Consider the following 14,746-nt stretch of genomic DNA (forward strand, 5'->3'; position numbering starts at 1 on the left):
ATCCTAAATCCGCTTCATCTTGATGTTCAGGGTTCTTACCCGATAGGCGATCTGGCGCGGAGTCATGTTCAGCAGGCGGGCGGCCTTGGCTTGCACCCAGCCGGTTTGCTCCAGCGCGGCGATGACTTGTTCTCTTTCGTCCATCCCCTCTAGGTTGAACTCCGGCGTTCTGGCAGCCGGTCCGGTAACCGAGATTTCATCGTCCTCCAGACCGGTCATGGCAATGACGTCGCGGTCGATGATCCCGTCCGGGCTCATGATGGCGGCCCGCTCCAGACAGTTTTCCAATTCTCTGACGTTGCCCGGCCAGTCGTGACGCATCAGGAGCCGGATGGCGCTTTCCTTGATGATCAACGGTCTTCCGCCCTGTTGCTGGGAGATTCGCTTGAGCAGGAAATCGGCAAGGTCCGGAATGTCCTCGAGCCGTTCCCGCAGCGCCGGCATGAAAATCGGCATGACGTTGAGGCGATAGTAGAGGTCTTCCCGAAAACGGCCGGCCTCGACTTCTTCCTCGAGATTGCGGTTGGTGGCGGCGATGATGCGAACCTGCACCTTGAGCGTCTGGGTACCGCCGACGCGGTCGAACTCGCCTTCCTGAATGATGCGCAGCAGCTTGGCTTGAAACGTGGGGGAAGTTTCGCCGATCTCGTCCAGGAAGATCGTGCCGTGGTTGGCCAGTTCGAAACGTCCCTTGCGCTGGCTGATGGCGCCGGAGAACGCGCCCTTCTCGTGGCCGAACAGTTCCGATTCCAGCAGGTTGTCCGGAAGAGCGGCGCAATTGAGTTTGACGAAAGGGCCGCCGGCGCAGGCCGAGTTGTAGTGAATGGCGTTGGCGATCGCCTCCTTGCCGGTGCCGGATTCGCCGCGAATCAAGACGGTGGTGTTCCATTTCGCGACCTGCCGGACCAGTTCGAAAACCCGCAGCATGGCCGGAGTGCGGCCGACGATGTTGTCGAAGCCGTAATTCCTGCGGAGGCTCTGTTTCAACTGATCGCGCTCCGCGACCAGATCGAGCTGCTTTTGCTCCATGCTGCGCAAAAGGCCCACGCTTTGCGCAATCAGATTGGCGACCATTTCCAGGAACCGTGCGCGGGCGTCGAGCAATTTCGCGTCCACCGGCTGTGCCGCCAACACGCCGACGACCTCGTCGTCGCCGACGCGGATAGGCGATCCGATAAACGGCAGCGTCGGATCGTACAGGCCCAGCTTGCCCAGGAAACGCGGCTCGTCGGCGATGCGTTCCACCACGATGGTGCGCCCCGCATCCAGGATCGTGCCGATGAGTCCTTCCCCCGGTTCGTAGCGGACCGGCTTTCGGGTTTCGACGCCGTCGCTGCGCAGCACCGAGCAGACCTCGAACGCGTCGCTTTCCTGTTCCCTGAGAGCCAGCATTCCGGAGCGCATGTCGGCGCACTCCTGCAATATCTCGAGAATGGCTTCCAGTTTTTCCTTCAGCCCCAAAGGTCGATTGAGTACTTGGCTGACCTGGTAAAGGGCGTCCAGTTCGCGCTCGATCAGTTGAGTACGCTCATCCATGGTCGGAAGCCTTCTCCGGTACGAACATCATGTTGTGGATATTGAATTGGATACGCACTCGGCATCCGTCCCGATAGCTGGGATCGATCCGGATCAGTCCAAGGTGTTGATTGATAACTTCCTGGGCCATGGTCAAACCGGTGCCCGAATGCCCGCCATGGCCGTCGTTCTTGGTGGAGAAAAACGGTTCGAAGACCTTGATGCGCAGTTCGTCGGGAATGCCGGGGCCGGTATCCTCGATGGAGACATGCAGCAAATGTTTGTCGGACCACGTGGAAATGCGCAGTTCGCGGGTGACGATGCCGCTCTGGTTCATTGCTTCGATGGCATTTTCGATAATCTGCTTGAACATGGTGCGGAGGTGGCTCTCCTGGCCCATCAACGCGGGCAGCACCGGGGTCGGCTTCCACTCGACGACGATGCCGCTGGCGAGGAGCCGTTCGGTCAATAGCACGATGGTTTCGTGCAGCAACTGGTTCAGATTGACTGGCGTCATGGCCGAGGTGTTGCTTTCCGGTATGCATCGCTTCATGTGGGCGACGGACTGTTCGCCGGCCAAGCGGATCTGATCCAGAATGTCGACCAGCGCGATGTTGCGGTCATCGAGCCCACGCCGCGTCAGCATGGTCTTGGCCGCTTTGAGCAGATTGATGGGGCCCTGTATATGGTGAATGGCTCCCGACAGCGTTTCGCGAAGACGCTGGGTTTTCTCTTCCTCCGCCATCAATGCCTTGAGCGCATTGATGCGGATTTCCTCGGCGTGCTTTTTTTGTTGGGTGATGTCGGTCAGGGTGAGCAGCAGATAAGTGTGGCTATTTTCGTGAAAGAACGCCTCGACACGGTCGTCTTCCTGGCAGAACCAGCTGCCGGCGCAGGCATACCAGCGGGGCGCGTGATGCCCGCCGCGGTCGAAACGGACTTCGCGGTTATGAAAGCCGGATTTTTTCTTTTTCATCCGCTCCCATTCTTCCGCCATGTCTTCCCGCAGGATATCGATGAACGTCCTGGCCGGGTCGCTGAGGCCCAGATCGCTGGACAGGGTCTTGTACATCTTGTTGTCCAGCACCACACGGTCGGATTCGTCCAAAAGCACGGTCGCGACCGGAATCGAATCGACCACCGTCTCGATGAGCACTTTCTGCTGATTGACCCTTTGCTCCAGCCGGTACATTTCCGTGATGTCTCGGTGCATGCCGATGTAGTGGGTGGTCTCGTGCCGGTCGTTCAGAATGGGGGCGATGGTGAGATCGGCCAGATAGCGGCGGCCGTCCTTGTGACGGTTGAGCAGATAGCCTTGCCAGGTCTGCTGCGACTTGATGCGGTTCCAAAGCTCGTCGTATACAGCCTTCGGCGTGTTCTTGTCGGACAGCATGGACTCGTTTCGGCCGATGCTCTCTTCTGGTGCATACCCGGTAACACGCGTGAACGCCTGATTCACGTACAGAATATTGGCCTTGTCGTCCGTGATCGAAATGGCCACCGGCGCTTGTTCCACGGTTTCCGCGAACAGAGCCAGCATGCGATTGTCGGCCAGTACGGACTTCCCCAACGGCTCGGGCGGCGGGTTATTGGAAGATTGTTTGGACACGAGCGCCTCTTCGGTGCAATTTTTCATCGATTAAGCAAGGCTTATGCCATCGATAAGAAGTGCTCCTGAGACCCTTATCGTTTTTTTACACAGGCGATCGGCTCGGCCGACGCTTCAAGCTTTCTTGCACTGTTTTGTCGCAAACGCGACAAAAGTGGGCATGGGTGCCGCTCGCGCGGCGTTTTCGGTGCGTCCTGATCGTTCGGAGCGTTCCCGGCTCTCTATCCCTATTGTCGGAAAACTCACGATGCGCATAAGCGTTGTAAGCATTCCGCTGAGGAAAGACTGCACTCGGTCGCGTGAAATTCTATAACTATCAATTAGTTACGTATTTATGGCCGAGGTGGCGCGAGGGTTGCTAGAAATTTCGCGAAGACCAACCGCTTACCGAAGTAGGCGTTTCTCGGCCATGTCGCGCCGAGTCCGTACCGACACCGGGTAAGCCAGGCCGCCTTAAAACCCAAGCAGAGAGGCCGAACATGAACAGCGAATCGACTACCAAAGCAGAGTCCAATCCCCCGGAAACGCCCCGTTCCCAGGCCGAGCGCGCCGAAGAGACGCTCGAATCCACCGAGCTTCCGTTCTACATCGTCCCGAGACCGCCGATTCCGGGGAAAACCGCCTGGAGCATCGCGTAGTACCTCGAATGACGCGGTTCCCTTCGGTTACCGCATCCTACGCCCGTAGGGTGCGGTGAGGAACGAACCGCACCGATCGCGTCCCCGAATGATGCCTGTCCTGAGCCCGGTCGAAGGGCGGTTCCCTCCGGTCACCACATCCTACGGCCGACAAACTGTAGGGTGCGATGAGGAACGACAAACCGGCAGGATTGATGAAAAACATCCTTGTTTTTCACCCTCGCGGGCGCTCCGCGTCCCAATCCTCTCCCGGAGGATTGGTGCCGGACAAGGATGGTCCGGCATGAGCCGCACCTGTCAAGTTGCCTAAACCATGGCGATGCCGTTCTAAGTACATTCCATAAAATTGTGTGGAACGCGAGTGCAGCGCGTAGGTCGGCAATCCTTTGCCGACGGTGCAGTTAAGCCAACCGGTCCATCGGCAAGGGATTGCTGATCTACGACCGTATCACCCTGTCGGTCGGGAATCCTTTCCAATCGCAAACGGTCGCTTTAGTCGCGACCCTTCCAATCGCAAACGGGCCTTTAATCGGCCCCTTCCAATCACAAACGGCGTCTTCGGGAAGGAGCTGGCCGGCGCTCCCGGCCAGGCCGTTTGCGATTGGAAGGGTCATCCCAGCGCTCCTGGGATGGCCGTTTGCGATTGGAAGGGTCATCCCAGCGCTCCTGGGATGGCCGTTTGCGATTGGAGCGCCGAAGCCCCCCTTCCCGACGGTGCAGTTGGGCGAGCGGGCTCGTCGGCAAAGGATTGCCGACCTACGAAAGCTTGAGTCGATCTACCCTGGCCGAAGGCGCCAACGACTCCGGCCAGGCCTGTTTTGCCGTAGAGCGAGATGAAAACGCTCTAACGAAGCGCTCTCAGCAAGTCCTTGCCTTTTTCGATCAAGAGCACGCCGTCCGGGAAGTATTGAAGCCCCAGGCTGGTGGTTTCCGGACGGTTCGGCAAGGGATAGATCCGCACGTCGTCGGCGCGCTCGTCGATGCGTTCGACCAGGCCCGCAATGATTCGGCCCAGTTCCTTGGTCGTCAGCTGGGCGGTAAACACCGAGTATTGCACCGGGATGCCTTGCTCCCGGAGCAAGCGGTGAACCCGCCCCAGACGCTTCGGATCGGCGATGTCGTAGCACACCAGGTAGGTTTGAGCTTGATTGAGCGGCATCACACAAGCTCGATCAGCCAGCGGTGCAGCCGGTTGAGCAGGCCGAGGGTCAAATGTTCCGTGCGTTTCCGACGGGCCTCGAAAAAACCGACGATTTCGATACGGTCCGGGATGCCGAGCCGGTTCTCGCGGAGCCGGTCTTCGAGCCAGGCCATCCGTGCCAGCTGGAAATCCCAGAACAGGATGGAACTCAAGCCGATCACAGGATTGAGCTCGCCCATGGGCTCCAATTCGGCGGTAATCCCGGCGTCGGCCAAATGCCTGGTCACCAGGCCGGTCAGCAGCCCGTACACCTCGCGTCCGATACGCTCGTAGGCGGGGAGTTGATCCATGCCCCGCGCACCGTCCTGGAACAGTTGGCGCAGCTCTTTCGCCGAGGGCGGACGGTCGAAGCCAAGGCCGGTGCGGCGAATCACGCTGCGCACCGCCATGCGCTCCATAGCGCCGTTCCATTGAAGATATAGATCCTGCCAATCCGGGCGCAGCAAAAAATCTAGCAGGCGCTGTCGAAGCTCGTAGCGTTCTCCGGGCCTTCCTATCAATCTCGCCAGCACCGCGCCCTCGTCGTCGATGAAGCTGACGGTGATGCGGTTTTCCGCGCAGGCCAGCAAGGCGTCGACGGACCAATCGATGTGCGCCGCCGAGACTACTTGCGAGATCCGCCGCAACGGAAACCAGCGCTCCGCGGCGCCGGCGCGGATGACGCGCAGAGCGGGGCCATCACGCTTGATCGTGGTTCCCGCGCCTTGCAGATACAGCGGTCTCACGGCGCCTCCTCGGTCAGACGGTGCGCGATCAACAGGCCGTAGCGGTGCAACAGGCCACGCAGGGGACGGACGAAGCTTTCGTAGCGGGCATAGAAAACTTCCCGGCCGTTCTTTTTCAAGAGACAGCGGTCGGCTTCGGTCGCGAACGAATCGGCGCGCAGGGTTCGCTCGGCGAACAGCCGCCATACCCAGCGATCCACCCTCGGCCGCAGCGGCTCTATCAGGTCGGCCCCCAAGGATTCGCGGTAATAGGCCGGTTCGTGATAGAAGCCGACGTAAGGGTCCAGCCCAGCGGCATGGCAGGCGTTGACGGCCTCGAAATGGAGCAGCGTATATCCTAGCGACAGGGCCGCGTTGACCGGGTCCTTCGGCGGCCGGCGATTGCGTCCGGTAAAGTCGAGACTGGCCGGAAACAGTTGCGTGAACCCCGCGAAATAAGCCGCCGCGGCCGCGCCTTCGATCCCTTGTAGCCGTTCCAGCCGCGGCGCGTCCTCAATGTTTGCCAAGGCACGATCAATTCGCGCGATGCCATCCGTAAGCGGCTTGCGGCAATCGGGCCGGACGTTTAGCGCCGAGCGCAGCAGCCGGGCCTGGGCTTTCAATTTGAGCGCCACCAATCGGCGCGCCCAGGGCAGCCGGTACTCGTCATCGTGGTGCCAACGGTATTGCGCGATGCGCCGGGCGGTGTCGCCGTGTCGGTTTCCGTGCAGAATCGCCGCGGTGCGTCCCTGCCGGCCGCTCAGGACCAGAAGGCCGACGCCTTCCTCGGCGAGCAGTCCCAGCACGCCGGTGCTGAGCGTCGCCTGTCCGCGGACGACCACCCGCTCGACCACGTTCAGGGGAATCGTCGCGCTCCGGTTGCCTCCCTCGTAAAGGCAGAGATGCCGGCCCTCGCGGCGTAATTCGATGTCTTTTCTGTCCAGGTAAAGCGTGCCCATTCGATCCTCAGCCGACGTAGAAGAACTCCGGGTCCGCCGGAGGAACCGCGATGCCGAGCACGCGAACCTTCATCCGGGGATCCAGCCGCAAGAGCAGAAATCGGTCGGCTTCCTCGTCGATGACCTCCCGGACCTCGTCGATCAATTGGCGTTTCTCGGCCTCGGTCAGGAAACACTCGAACACGGATTTCTGCCCGCCGGTGGAATAGTTGCGCAGCACGAAAAGCGCCTTGCGCAGGCGGGCGTCGTCGGAGATGTCGTAGGCGGCGATGTAAAGCGACCGTTTGCTCATGGCCGCTACTGTAATGCCGCATGTCGAAGGCGGGGCATTTCACAAGCTTGCGGGCTGATCGATCGGTTTTCGCGCGCCAAAGTCCGCGACGAGGCGGCTTGATCAAAATAGGGGAGGGGCTAGGGCATTTTTCCCATCGTGTGGCGGCAGCACGGGCGAGGGCGCCGGCTAAAAAGCGCTCTTGAGCGGGAGACTATTTTGCAGCCGGGCGTCGCCCCGCACACGGGTTCCTCGACCGGAATGTAAGCCGGATTAATCGAAGCGTATCCGGCCTTCGTGAGTCTGAGGCACGAAGCGCATCGGCCGAGTTTGCGGTTAGAGCGTTTTCCGAATCGGTGTAAAGGATTCGGATATGTAGGTCGGCAATCCCTTGCCGACGTATCGGCTCGGCGAAGGGCTTTGTTGGAAGGGTCGCGACTAAAGTGACCGTTTGCGATTGGGAAGAGATTGCCGACCTACGTTCTGATGTATAGAAGGGTGAACGGGATTTTGTACGGTCTAACTGCCGTTTTTAGGTTAAAACGATCGTTTGCGGCAGGCGAGGTGACCAGCGCAACCCGTTAGAAGCCCATATATCCGTGCTGGGTGAATTAGGCGCGCTTCCGCTCAAGGCATGCAACCCGCCGAAGCGAGCGGCAAGGTTGCCGAGCGTTGGTGGGTTACGGCGCATGTGAAGCGCGGCGATCGATGGCCAGCCGGCGCCGGAATGCGCCTAACCCACCCTACGACATCCCGGTTTCCGCAATCCACCAAAAGGGCGAAGGACCCTCCGCAGCTCGACAACCCTTCGCCCGGCCCATCCGTTTGTAGGATGTGCTGACCGAAGGGAAGCGCATCTGTCGCGAACCTAGCCGTTCATGCCGAGCTTCCCGGTCCGGAACCGACAAAAGTCTTAATCCCTTCTTCATAAGGTCTCGATTCAAACCAAACTCGAAGGCTATACTGGATTCGAGGAAGACTGTCTTAATCCCTTCTTCATAAGGTCTCGATTCAAACGGATAACCAAGCCGAAGCCTGGTTCGAGCTCCAAGGTCTTAATCCCTTCTTCATAAGGTCTCGATTCAAACCGGTCATCCCGACGCCATTCCCGAAGTCGCCATGTCTTAATCCCTTCTTCATAAGGTCTCGATTCAAACGTGTCACCCGTATATTCTAAGGACACCCCACACTGTCTTAATCCCTTCTTCATAAGGTCTCGATTCAAACTACGTAATAGTACCTATAAAGGGGGATAAGTTCAGTCTTAATCCCTTCTTCATAAGGTCTCGATTCAAACCCATCAAGACGGCAATGGAACGCGCAAGCCATGCCGTCTTAATCCCTTCTTCATAAGGTCTCGATTCAAACTTTCTAGTGCGCCGCACCCCGTCTCACGCAGTAGGTCTTAATCCCTTCTTCATAAGGTCTCGATTCAAACCAGGCCAAATATACGAAACCCCGCAAATCAGATATGTCTTAATCCCTTCTTCATAAGGTCTCGATTCAAACGACGGAACGGTCTGGTGTCTGATGAGTCCGGCCAGTCTTAATCCCTTCTTCATAAGGTCTCGATTCAAACCGCACAAGCATTACAGCGCCCGGCCAGTTCGGTCTTAATCCCTTCTTCATAAGGTCTCGATTCAAACAAAAGATTAATTAACAACCCACCGCCCACGGACGGTCTTAATCCCTTCTTCATAAGGTCTCGATTCAAACGACGGCCAGCACTATCTAGCCGACCGCGAGAAAAACGTCTTAATCCCTTCTTCATAAGGTCTCGATTCAAACAGCCCGCCCGGAGCTTATCCGGGCAACCACCGGAGGTCTTAATCCCTTCTTCATAAGGTCTCGATTCAAACCGAAAAGAAAAGGCCGGGATTGTCTACCAGGGAGATGTCTTAATCCCTTCTTCATAAGGTCTCGATTCAAACAGAAAAACATCACGGTACCGGTCGTCGTCGTAGAGTCTTAATCCCTTCTTCATAAGGTCTCGATTCAAACACGAATTCCTCAATAATGAGGAATCCGGCCTGGTCTTAATCCCTTCTTCATAAGGTCTCGATTCAAACAAATCCGCACTTGCAACTACCCTGCCGACTTAGGTCTTAATCCCTTCTTCATAAGGTCTCGATTCAAACGATTCGGATTGTTGTACTGCAAAGAGGTTGGGTCGTCTTAATCCCTTCTTCATAAGGTCTCGATTCAAACGGCTCGTGTCTAAAACACCTCCAAAGTCAATGGTTTACAAAGGGGGTTGCAGAAAAATCGGCTTGCCGAAAAGTTAGCATTCGGTACCGGGCGGTTCAACCTATCCATCGGCGTAAGGTTTCCTTCAAGGTTTTCAATTCCGGTCCGGCGCAGGTCAGTATCCCATAGGCGCGGGCGCGATCTTGAATGGCGGTGGACAGGGGCTGATAACTGACCAGCATGGCCTTTGCCTGGAGACCGCCCAGGAGGTTGGAAAGCGCGTCGAGCCGATAGATTGCATCGGCGCCCGCACCGCCGGTCTCGATATCGTCCCTGAACTGGCGGGTTTTGCACTCGACGATGTACAGCCGGTTTTCCGCGAGAAAGGCAACGTCCAGTTCATTGCGAATCCGCTCGGCGCCGTTTTGCCGCTCGACTTCCAGCCCTCGGCCGATGTCCTGTATCGCTTTGAGTTCGCTTTTGAGGCTCTGGACCAGACTGTACGCGTACTGTTCCAGCCATCCGCCGTTGGCGAAGAAGCGGGCCGGCTCGTCGGCGAAATGGAGGCGGCCTTGCCTCGCCATAACGACATCTGCGTTCTCAAACCAGCCGAGGAGGGCCTCGAAGTCTTCGCGCTCGATCTGGCCCGGTCTGAGTTGGTCGGAGACCAGCGATTCGTTCTGTTCCGCAGACATCGCCGCCCAGTTCAAAATTCGGAGAGCGTTCTGATATTTGTCGATGTGCCGGACCAGCCCTTCGGCCAATACCTTCAACCGTTCGGGCATGCCGAAATGGGCGGGCCGTTCGCTCAATTGAGCCCCGTGGGCCTGAAAGAATCCCTTGAGCTTGATGCGGTTGGCTAGCTCCCTCGGCGGCCGGCCGGCGGGATGCATCCATATCAGCCGGTCCTGTTCGGGATGGACGTAGAAGATTGGTTGACCGGCCGCGCGGAACACCTCGTAGGCGGCGATGGCCATGGGCTTGGTGCCCCCGGTGACGTTCAGGGCGAGCTTATCGTGCTCGTGTTCCGACACCAAGGTCAGCAGCTGCTCCCGAATGGCCTCGATATCGTAGGCATTCTCGATCCTGATCTGGCTCACCGTGACGCCGGCCGGCTGCAGAACGGCCCGGAGCCAGTCGGCCCGCCGGGCCATGTCGGGGCTTACCAACATGATGATGTGCTTGGGTTTGATCTCCGGATCGAGCGCCGGCGTGATGTTGGGCGTCGGCTGTCCGGAGACTAGGATTACATGGGTTTGTATCTTCATGGCGTTAGCGGGTCTTCCGAAAAACTGAGATGGCGCGGGTTGAAACCTTCTCGAGGCGAAAATTGGGCAAGGACGTGCCGGTAAACCAAAGCGTCCATCCGTTTCAGCAACGCTTCTTTTTCCTGGCTCGGCAGAAACGCATGGACGAATGCTTGCTTGATCATGGCCAAGGCATCCCAGCAGCTAAAGCAATCGCCGACCATGCGCGCGGCGGTCAAATATTCGCCGGTCATGGTGGTGCGGCTAATGCCCGGATTATCCGTGCAGAGCGTCAAAGGGAGCCCGGCTTGCCAGAGTCGCCACAGCGGGTAATCGGGGCAGTGCGCCGTTTCAGGGAAAGCGGCGTCGCGATAGCCGACGACTTCCCGGTTGGAGCTGGGACAAAGCTCGATACAGATGCCGCGGTCGCGGAAGCGCTGGGCGAGTTTCGGATGATCGCCAATCGTCAGGCCATGCCCGATCCGGTCGGCGTGAAGGTGATAGGCCGCGGTCCAAATCTTTTCCGCCGTCTCCCCCTCGCCGGCATGAATCGTCAGCGGCAGACAGATTTCGAAAGCACGGGCGAAAGCCTGTGCGACATCCGCCGAAATCGGTTGCGTCTCATCGCCCGCCATGTCGAGCCCAACTACGAAATTTGGCAATTGCTCCTTCGCTCGTACCGCCAGATCAATTACCTCCGCAAGACGTTCGGGCTGGCGCCGGTCGGCAATGAGTATGAATCGGAACAAGGCCCGCGAATCGGCCGGCAAGCTTGCCGCGGCGGTTTGCAGGGCGTCGGTCAACCGATGAAGAAAGGCCAGCCCATCGCCGTATTTGTGCGGGCTGCCGCGCAGCTCGACATAGGCCAGCCCTTCGTCGTGCGCCTGACCTACGAGATGAGCCGCATAGGGTTGAATGGCGGCGGGATGCGACAGGATCGCCGAGCCGGACAGTTCGCCGGGCCGTTCATAGGCCTTGAAGCCACGGGGTCGCGATTTCAGATCGAATCTCGGCTCGGTGGCGTCGAACAGGTTGCCGGTCAATTGGGGGGCGTCGGCGTGTACGAGCAGCGCCGCGGTCCAATGCGGCCTCGGAATGGCCGAGGTCTTCAGTCGGTCCGGCCAATTCCAGGGCCAGATGGCTTGCCGCAGGAGCGGCGCAATATGGCCGAGGGCGCGCTCGCGCTCGGGAGGGCTCAAGGCCTCCCAAACCGAGCGGCCGACCTCGCGCTGGGCATCGAGATCGAGACAGCCGCCGATGTGCCGGTGCAAGTCCGCTTTTGGCAGGCCGTTGAGCCAACCGGCCAACTCGGCATTCAGCGGCCGCTTCCGCAAGGTCTCGATCACGCGCGGCGGCAGGCGGTAAAGGCTGCGCCAGTTCTCGTGGTGTTCCGTCTCGCCGAGCGCTCTCAGGTAATTTCCCAGCAGTTGGCTCCCGGCCTTTTCGCGCGACCGGATCTCCTCGCAAAGCCCGTGGCCGGCGGCCGGCGTCCATGTCAACGAGGCTCCGTGTGAGGCCAGGGGAAGCGGAAAATCGCGGCTGGCGACGGCGCGCCGTCCGTCGAGCTCGACATCCAGGAGTTCGCTGCGCCGGCCCGCTCCCGCAATGAGCGGCACGATCGCGGATGCAACCTCGGCGGGCAATTCGCGGGTGAAGAGTTCGGCTGTTCCCGTTTTCAAAAGCTCCGGCAGGGGGTCTTGCCCGACCACATGGATCAGCGCGTCACAGCCGAGCACGGAGCCCGCCCATTGGAGATCGGCGCTCATGGTTTTCCGCCCGCCGGCCAGCGACAGAACCACCTGACCGTCCCCGGCGCGCTCGTGCGCCAGGAGGCAGGCGCGCAGCAGGAGTTCGCGGAATCGGTCGCACTCGGGCTGGCTGGCGAGCTGGTCGGTTCCTGCCGCCTGCCATATCCGGAGGATCGGCGGATGCTCCAGCCGCGCGCGCCAATCGCGGAGATACGCAAGTCCTTGCCGCGGCAGGTCTCCCAGCGTGGTACAGACCCAGATTTCGTCGGGCGCCTCCAGTCGATAGTCCTCGCGTTGCCGCGTGAAATCAGCGCATCGTGGATGATAACGGTAGAGCGGCAAACGGTCCGGCGCGAGAAAACCGTAAACCTCCGGAATTACTGCCCAGGAGGCGCCGAGCGTACATAGCAGAATATTCGCTTTCATACGGAATTCCGGATCGAAAATCCGGCGGCGAGACGGCTCCACAATTCGAAGCGCGCGTCATCCGCGATCCGCCCCGCCGGAATAAAGCCGATACCGCTCAGGCCTTGGCCCTCGGCCGGTTTTGGCGGCGCATTTTCCGGCCAGGAAAGGAGATACAGCAAGCCGATGTGCACGCGGCCGATTGCCGAAAGACCCTCGTAGATCCAGGCGACCGGTTCCGGGATGGCCGTGTCCGGCTGCCAAAGCAGCTCTTCCCGTAATTCGCGGCGAAGCGCGCGATCAGCCATCCGCTCGATCGATTCCGCCGCGTCGATGTCCTCGATATGCCCGCCGACGCCTGCGCTCAGCCGGTCCCGCAGCCGCGAATCGCCGCCGCTCCTGGCATAACACCAGATCTCGCCGCGAGCGTTCCGGAGCAGCGCGTAAGGAATGATCTGCAAAAACCGCTCGTCGTCCTCGGCCTCGGAGCGACGCCGCCATGACCAGTTCCGGGGCCACGTCCAGGTGGTTCGCGCCCAGGCATCAGCCTCCGGTAAAGACGGACACTCGTTCCGCGGGATGACCAGGACACGTGCGCTCATGGGTTTTCGCCTTCAGCCGCGATGACGCGGTATTCCACGATGCGGGCGCCGAAACGCCTAAGATCCTGAGCCGACAACTCGCGTCCCCGCCAATCCGGGGGTATTTCGAGCGCCAGATGAAGATAGCGGGCGCCTCGGGCACATACCTCCGCGGCCAAATGGACGGGCAGGGTGCCGATGACCCGATCCCCGGCTTTCACCACGGCCATGTCCATGTGCGCCAATTGCCAATCCACCGCGATGCCGCTTTCGCGCGCCCATTCGATGGCGCCCGCATGGCGGGTAACGAAGTAAGTTGTCATAGGTAATACATTCTCATCGGAAATGCTCTCCGGTTCTTCTTTTCCTCATGGCTGTTTAGTTCGTGGATAACCCTTCTTCATAAGGTCTCGATTTAAACCGACTTTTACGAATAACTGCCGCTCTACAGCGGCGTCTTAATCCCTTCTTCATAAGGTCTCGATTCAAACATGGATGCAGCGCGGAAATTGTCCATCGCTGACCGTCTTAATCCCTTCTTCATAAGGTCTCGATTCAAACTCGAAAAAAAGGTGAAAATCATGAATGCACAATGTCTTAATCCCTTCTTCATAAGGTCTCGATTCAAACTTTTTAGTGGGTATGGGTTAGTCAGGCGATTACAGTCTTAATCCCTTCTTCATAAGGTCTCGATTCAAACGTGCAGACACGGCTGGGGTTGCGAAAGATGGCCCCGTCTTAATCCCTTCTTCATAAGGTCTCGATTCAAACCTGGCTGTGTGTATAACCCGGATCGGTTCCGCCCGTCTTAATCCCTTCTTCATAAGGTCTCGATTCAAACGCGGCGCGGAATACAAGTACCATGCAAAACAAACGTCTTAATCCCTTCTTCATAAGGTCTCGATTCAAACGAGAGGATTCAAAGTTATCCGTGGAAGTGCCGGGTCTTAATCCCTTCTTCATAAGGTCTCGATTCAAACGGAATTCGAAGCGGCGTTTATGTCTAGAGGACCTAGTCTTAATCCCTTCTTCATAAGGTCTCGATTCAAACTTTGTAAAGTCGCAGAGTATGAATTCAATGAGGCGTCTTAATCCCTTCTTCATAAGGTCTCGATTCAAACACTGCCGCTGCGGAACTGTCCGCTAACCAAACCACGTCTTAATCCCTTCTTCATAAGGTCTCGATTCAAACCAAAGGAGAATTGAGATGGCTACGAGCGCTCGGAAAGTCTTAATCCCTTCTTCATAAGGTCTCGATTCAAACTTTCCTTCTGGTCAATGTATGTGAAGACTCATTACGTCTTAATCCCTTCTTCATAAGGTCTCGATTCAAACCGATCACGCTAACCAACAGCTTCCACGGAACCCGCGTCTTAATCCCTTCTTCATAAGGTCTCGATTCAAACGTAGTCGACATTACAGCCCCAAAAGTCGAATACGGTCTTAATCCCTTCTTCATAAGGTCTCGATTCAAACAAGCTCAAATTTTGAAACACGATCATTTGGCTTGTCTTAATCCCTTCTTCATAAGGTCTCGATTCAAACCCAAAGACAGACAAGAATTTGTAGTCTATCTGCGTCTTAATCCCTTCTTCATAAGGTCTCGATTCAAACAGACGAAAATGAACACGATCACGCTAACCAACAGGTCTTAATCCCTTCTTCATAAGGTCTCGATTCA

The 14,746-nt window shown here is 58.1% G+C and carries 10 protein-coding genes, 1 pseudogene and 2 CRISPR repeat arrays (1 of these 13 running past the window's edge); of the genes and pseudogenes, 1 reads left to right on the plus strand and 10 read right to left on the minus strand.

Translation table 11 applies throughout. From position 1 onward, the window contains the following. Positions 1 to 3: 3 nt before the first annotated feature. Entirely contained in the window at positions 4 to 1,536 is a 1,533-nt protein-coding gene (gene nifA / locus ACR2R1_RS00115) for a nif-specific transcriptional activator NifA (protein ID WP_077729108.1), read from the minus strand. Then, complete coding sequence (nifL, locus tag ACR2R1_RS00120; RefSeq protein WP_240502432.1) at positions 1,529 to 3,124, minus strand: nitrogen fixation negative regulator NifL; 1,596 nt, start codon at positions 3,122 to 3,124, stop codon at positions 1,529 to 1,531. Before nifL ends, nifA begins: the two co-directional genes overlap by 8 nt. A 479-nt stretch (positions 3,125 to 3,603) precedes the next feature. On the opposite strand from nifL, the gene ACR2R1_RS00125 reads away from it, so the two are divergent. After that, positions 3,604 to 3,762 (plus strand): hypothetical protein, encoded by a 159-nt coding sequence (locus ACR2R1_RS00125; protein WP_156879342.1) that lies wholly within the window; start codon positions 3,604 to 3,606, stop codon positions 3,760 to 3,762. A gap of 844 nt (positions 3,763 to 4,606) precedes the next feature. On the opposite strand, the gene cas2 (ACR2R1_RS00130) is transcribed toward ACR2R1_RS00125, so the two are convergent. The 8 genes and pseudogenes from cas2 (ACR2R1_RS00130) to csx16 form a co-directional block, all read right to left on the minus strand. Further along, positions 4,607 to 4,921 carry a CRISPR-associated endonuclease Cas2 gene (cas2, locus tag ACR2R1_RS00130; protein ID WP_077732673.1) on the minus strand — a complete coding sequence of 105 codons (315 nt, stop codon included), beginning with the start codon at positions 4,919 to 4,921 and terminating at the stop codon, positions 4,607 to 4,609. Further along, on the minus strand, positions 4,921 to 5,688 hold the full coding sequence (locus tag ACR2R1_RS00135) for a CRISPR-associated endonuclease Cas1 (protein WP_434112120.1): 768 nt from the start codon (positions 5,686 to 5,688) through the stop codon (positions 4,921 to 4,923). Before ACR2R1_RS00135 ends, cas2 (ACR2R1_RS00130) begins: the two co-directional genes overlap by 1 nt. 86 nt (positions 5,689 to 5,774) lie before the next feature. Further along, positions 5,775 to 6,626, minus strand: a pseudogene (gene cas1 / locus ACR2R1_RS00140) (CRISPR-associated endonuclease Cas1); the annotation flags it as partial. Between the two features lie 7 nt (positions 6,627 to 6,633). Beyond that, entirely contained in the window at positions 6,634 to 6,918 is a 285-nt protein-coding gene (gene cas2, locus ACR2R1_RS00145) for a CRISPR-associated endonuclease Cas2 (RefSeq protein WP_156879344.1), read from the minus strand. An 889-nt stretch (positions 6,919 to 7,807) separates the two neighbouring features. Next, positions 7,808 to 9,105: direct repeats of the CRISPR family, unit length 36 nt; unit sequence GTCTTAATCCCTTCTTCATAAGGTCTCGATTCAAAC. Positions 9,106 to 9,200: 95 nt separating this feature from the next. After that, the gene (locus ACR2R1_RS00150; RefSeq protein WP_434112123.1) at positions 9,201 to 10,352 is read right to left on the minus strand and encodes a Card1-like endonuclease domain-containing protein; all 1,152 of its coding nucleotides are present in this window, start codon (positions 10,350 to 10,352) and stop codon (positions 9,201 to 9,203) included. Continuing rightward, the gene (locus ACR2R1_RS00155) at positions 10,349 to 12,505 is read right to left on the minus strand and encodes a CRISPR-associated ring nuclease (RefSeq protein ID WP_434112125.1); all 2,157 of its coding nucleotides are present in this window, start codon (positions 12,503 to 12,505) and stop codon (positions 10,349 to 10,351) included. Before ACR2R1_RS00155 ends, ACR2R1_RS00150 begins: the two co-directional genes overlap by 4 nt. Further along, positions 12,502 to 13,086, minus strand: coding sequence for a hypothetical protein (locus tag ACR2R1_RS00160; RefSeq protein WP_434112127.1), 585 nt, complete (start codon positions 13,084 to 13,086; stop codon positions 12,502 to 12,504). The genes ACR2R1_RS00155 and ACR2R1_RS00160 overlap by 4 nt, the downstream gene beginning before the upstream one ends. Beyond that, the gene (gene csx16 / locus ACR2R1_RS00165) at positions 13,083 to 13,388 is read right to left on the minus strand and encodes a CRISPR-associated protein Csx16 (RefSeq protein ID WP_156879348.1); all 306 of its coding nucleotides are present in this window, start codon (positions 13,386 to 13,388) and stop codon (positions 13,083 to 13,085) included. Before csx16 ends, ACR2R1_RS00160 begins: the two co-directional genes overlap by 4 nt. Positions 13,389 to 13,450: 62 nt before the next feature. Then, a CRISPR array of direct repeats spans positions 13,451 to 14,746; the repeat unit is 36 nt; unit sequence GTCTTAATCCCTTCTTCATAAGGTCTCGATTCAAAC (it continues 210 nt past the right edge of the window).

Source organism: Methylocaldum sp. GT1TLB (assembly GCF_051027445.1).
In the GTDB taxonomy this organism is placed as follows: domain Bacteria; phylum Pseudomonadota; class Gammaproteobacteria; order Methylococcales; family Methylococcaceae; genus Methylocaldum.

Bases quoted from the DNA above. Each gene is read 5' to 3' on its own strand.
- nifA (WP_077729108.1), bottom strand. From the start codon at position 1,536: ATGGATGAGCGTACTCAACTGATCGAGCGCGAACTGGACGCCCTTTAC.
- ACR2R1_RS00125 (WP_156879342.1), top strand. From the start codon at position 3,604: ATGAACAGCGAATCGACTACCAAAGCAGAGTCCAATCCCCCGGAAACG.
- cas2 (WP_077732673.1), bottom strand. From the start codon at position 4,921: ATGCCGCTCAATCAAGCTCAAACCTACCTGGTGTGCTACGACATCGCC.
- cas2 (WP_156879344.1), bottom strand. From the start codon at position 6,918: ATGAGCAAACGGTCGCTTTACATCGCCGCCTACGACATCTCCGACGAC.
- ACR2R1_RS00150 (WP_434112123.1), bottom strand. From the start codon at position 10,352: ATGAAGATACAAACCCATGTAATCCTAGTCTCCGGACAGCCGACGCCC.
- ACR2R1_RS00155 (WP_434112125.1), bottom strand. From the start codon at position 12,505: ATGAAAGCGAATATTCTGCTATGTACGCTCGGCGCCTCCTGGGCAGTA.
- ACR2R1_RS00160 (WP_434112127.1), bottom strand. From the start codon at position 13,086: ATGAGCGCACGTGTCCTGGTCATCCCGCGGAACGAGTGTCCGTCTTTA.
- csx16 (WP_156879348.1), bottom strand. From the start codon at position 13,388: ATGACAACTTACTTCGTTACCCGCCATGCGGGCGCCATCGAATGGGCG.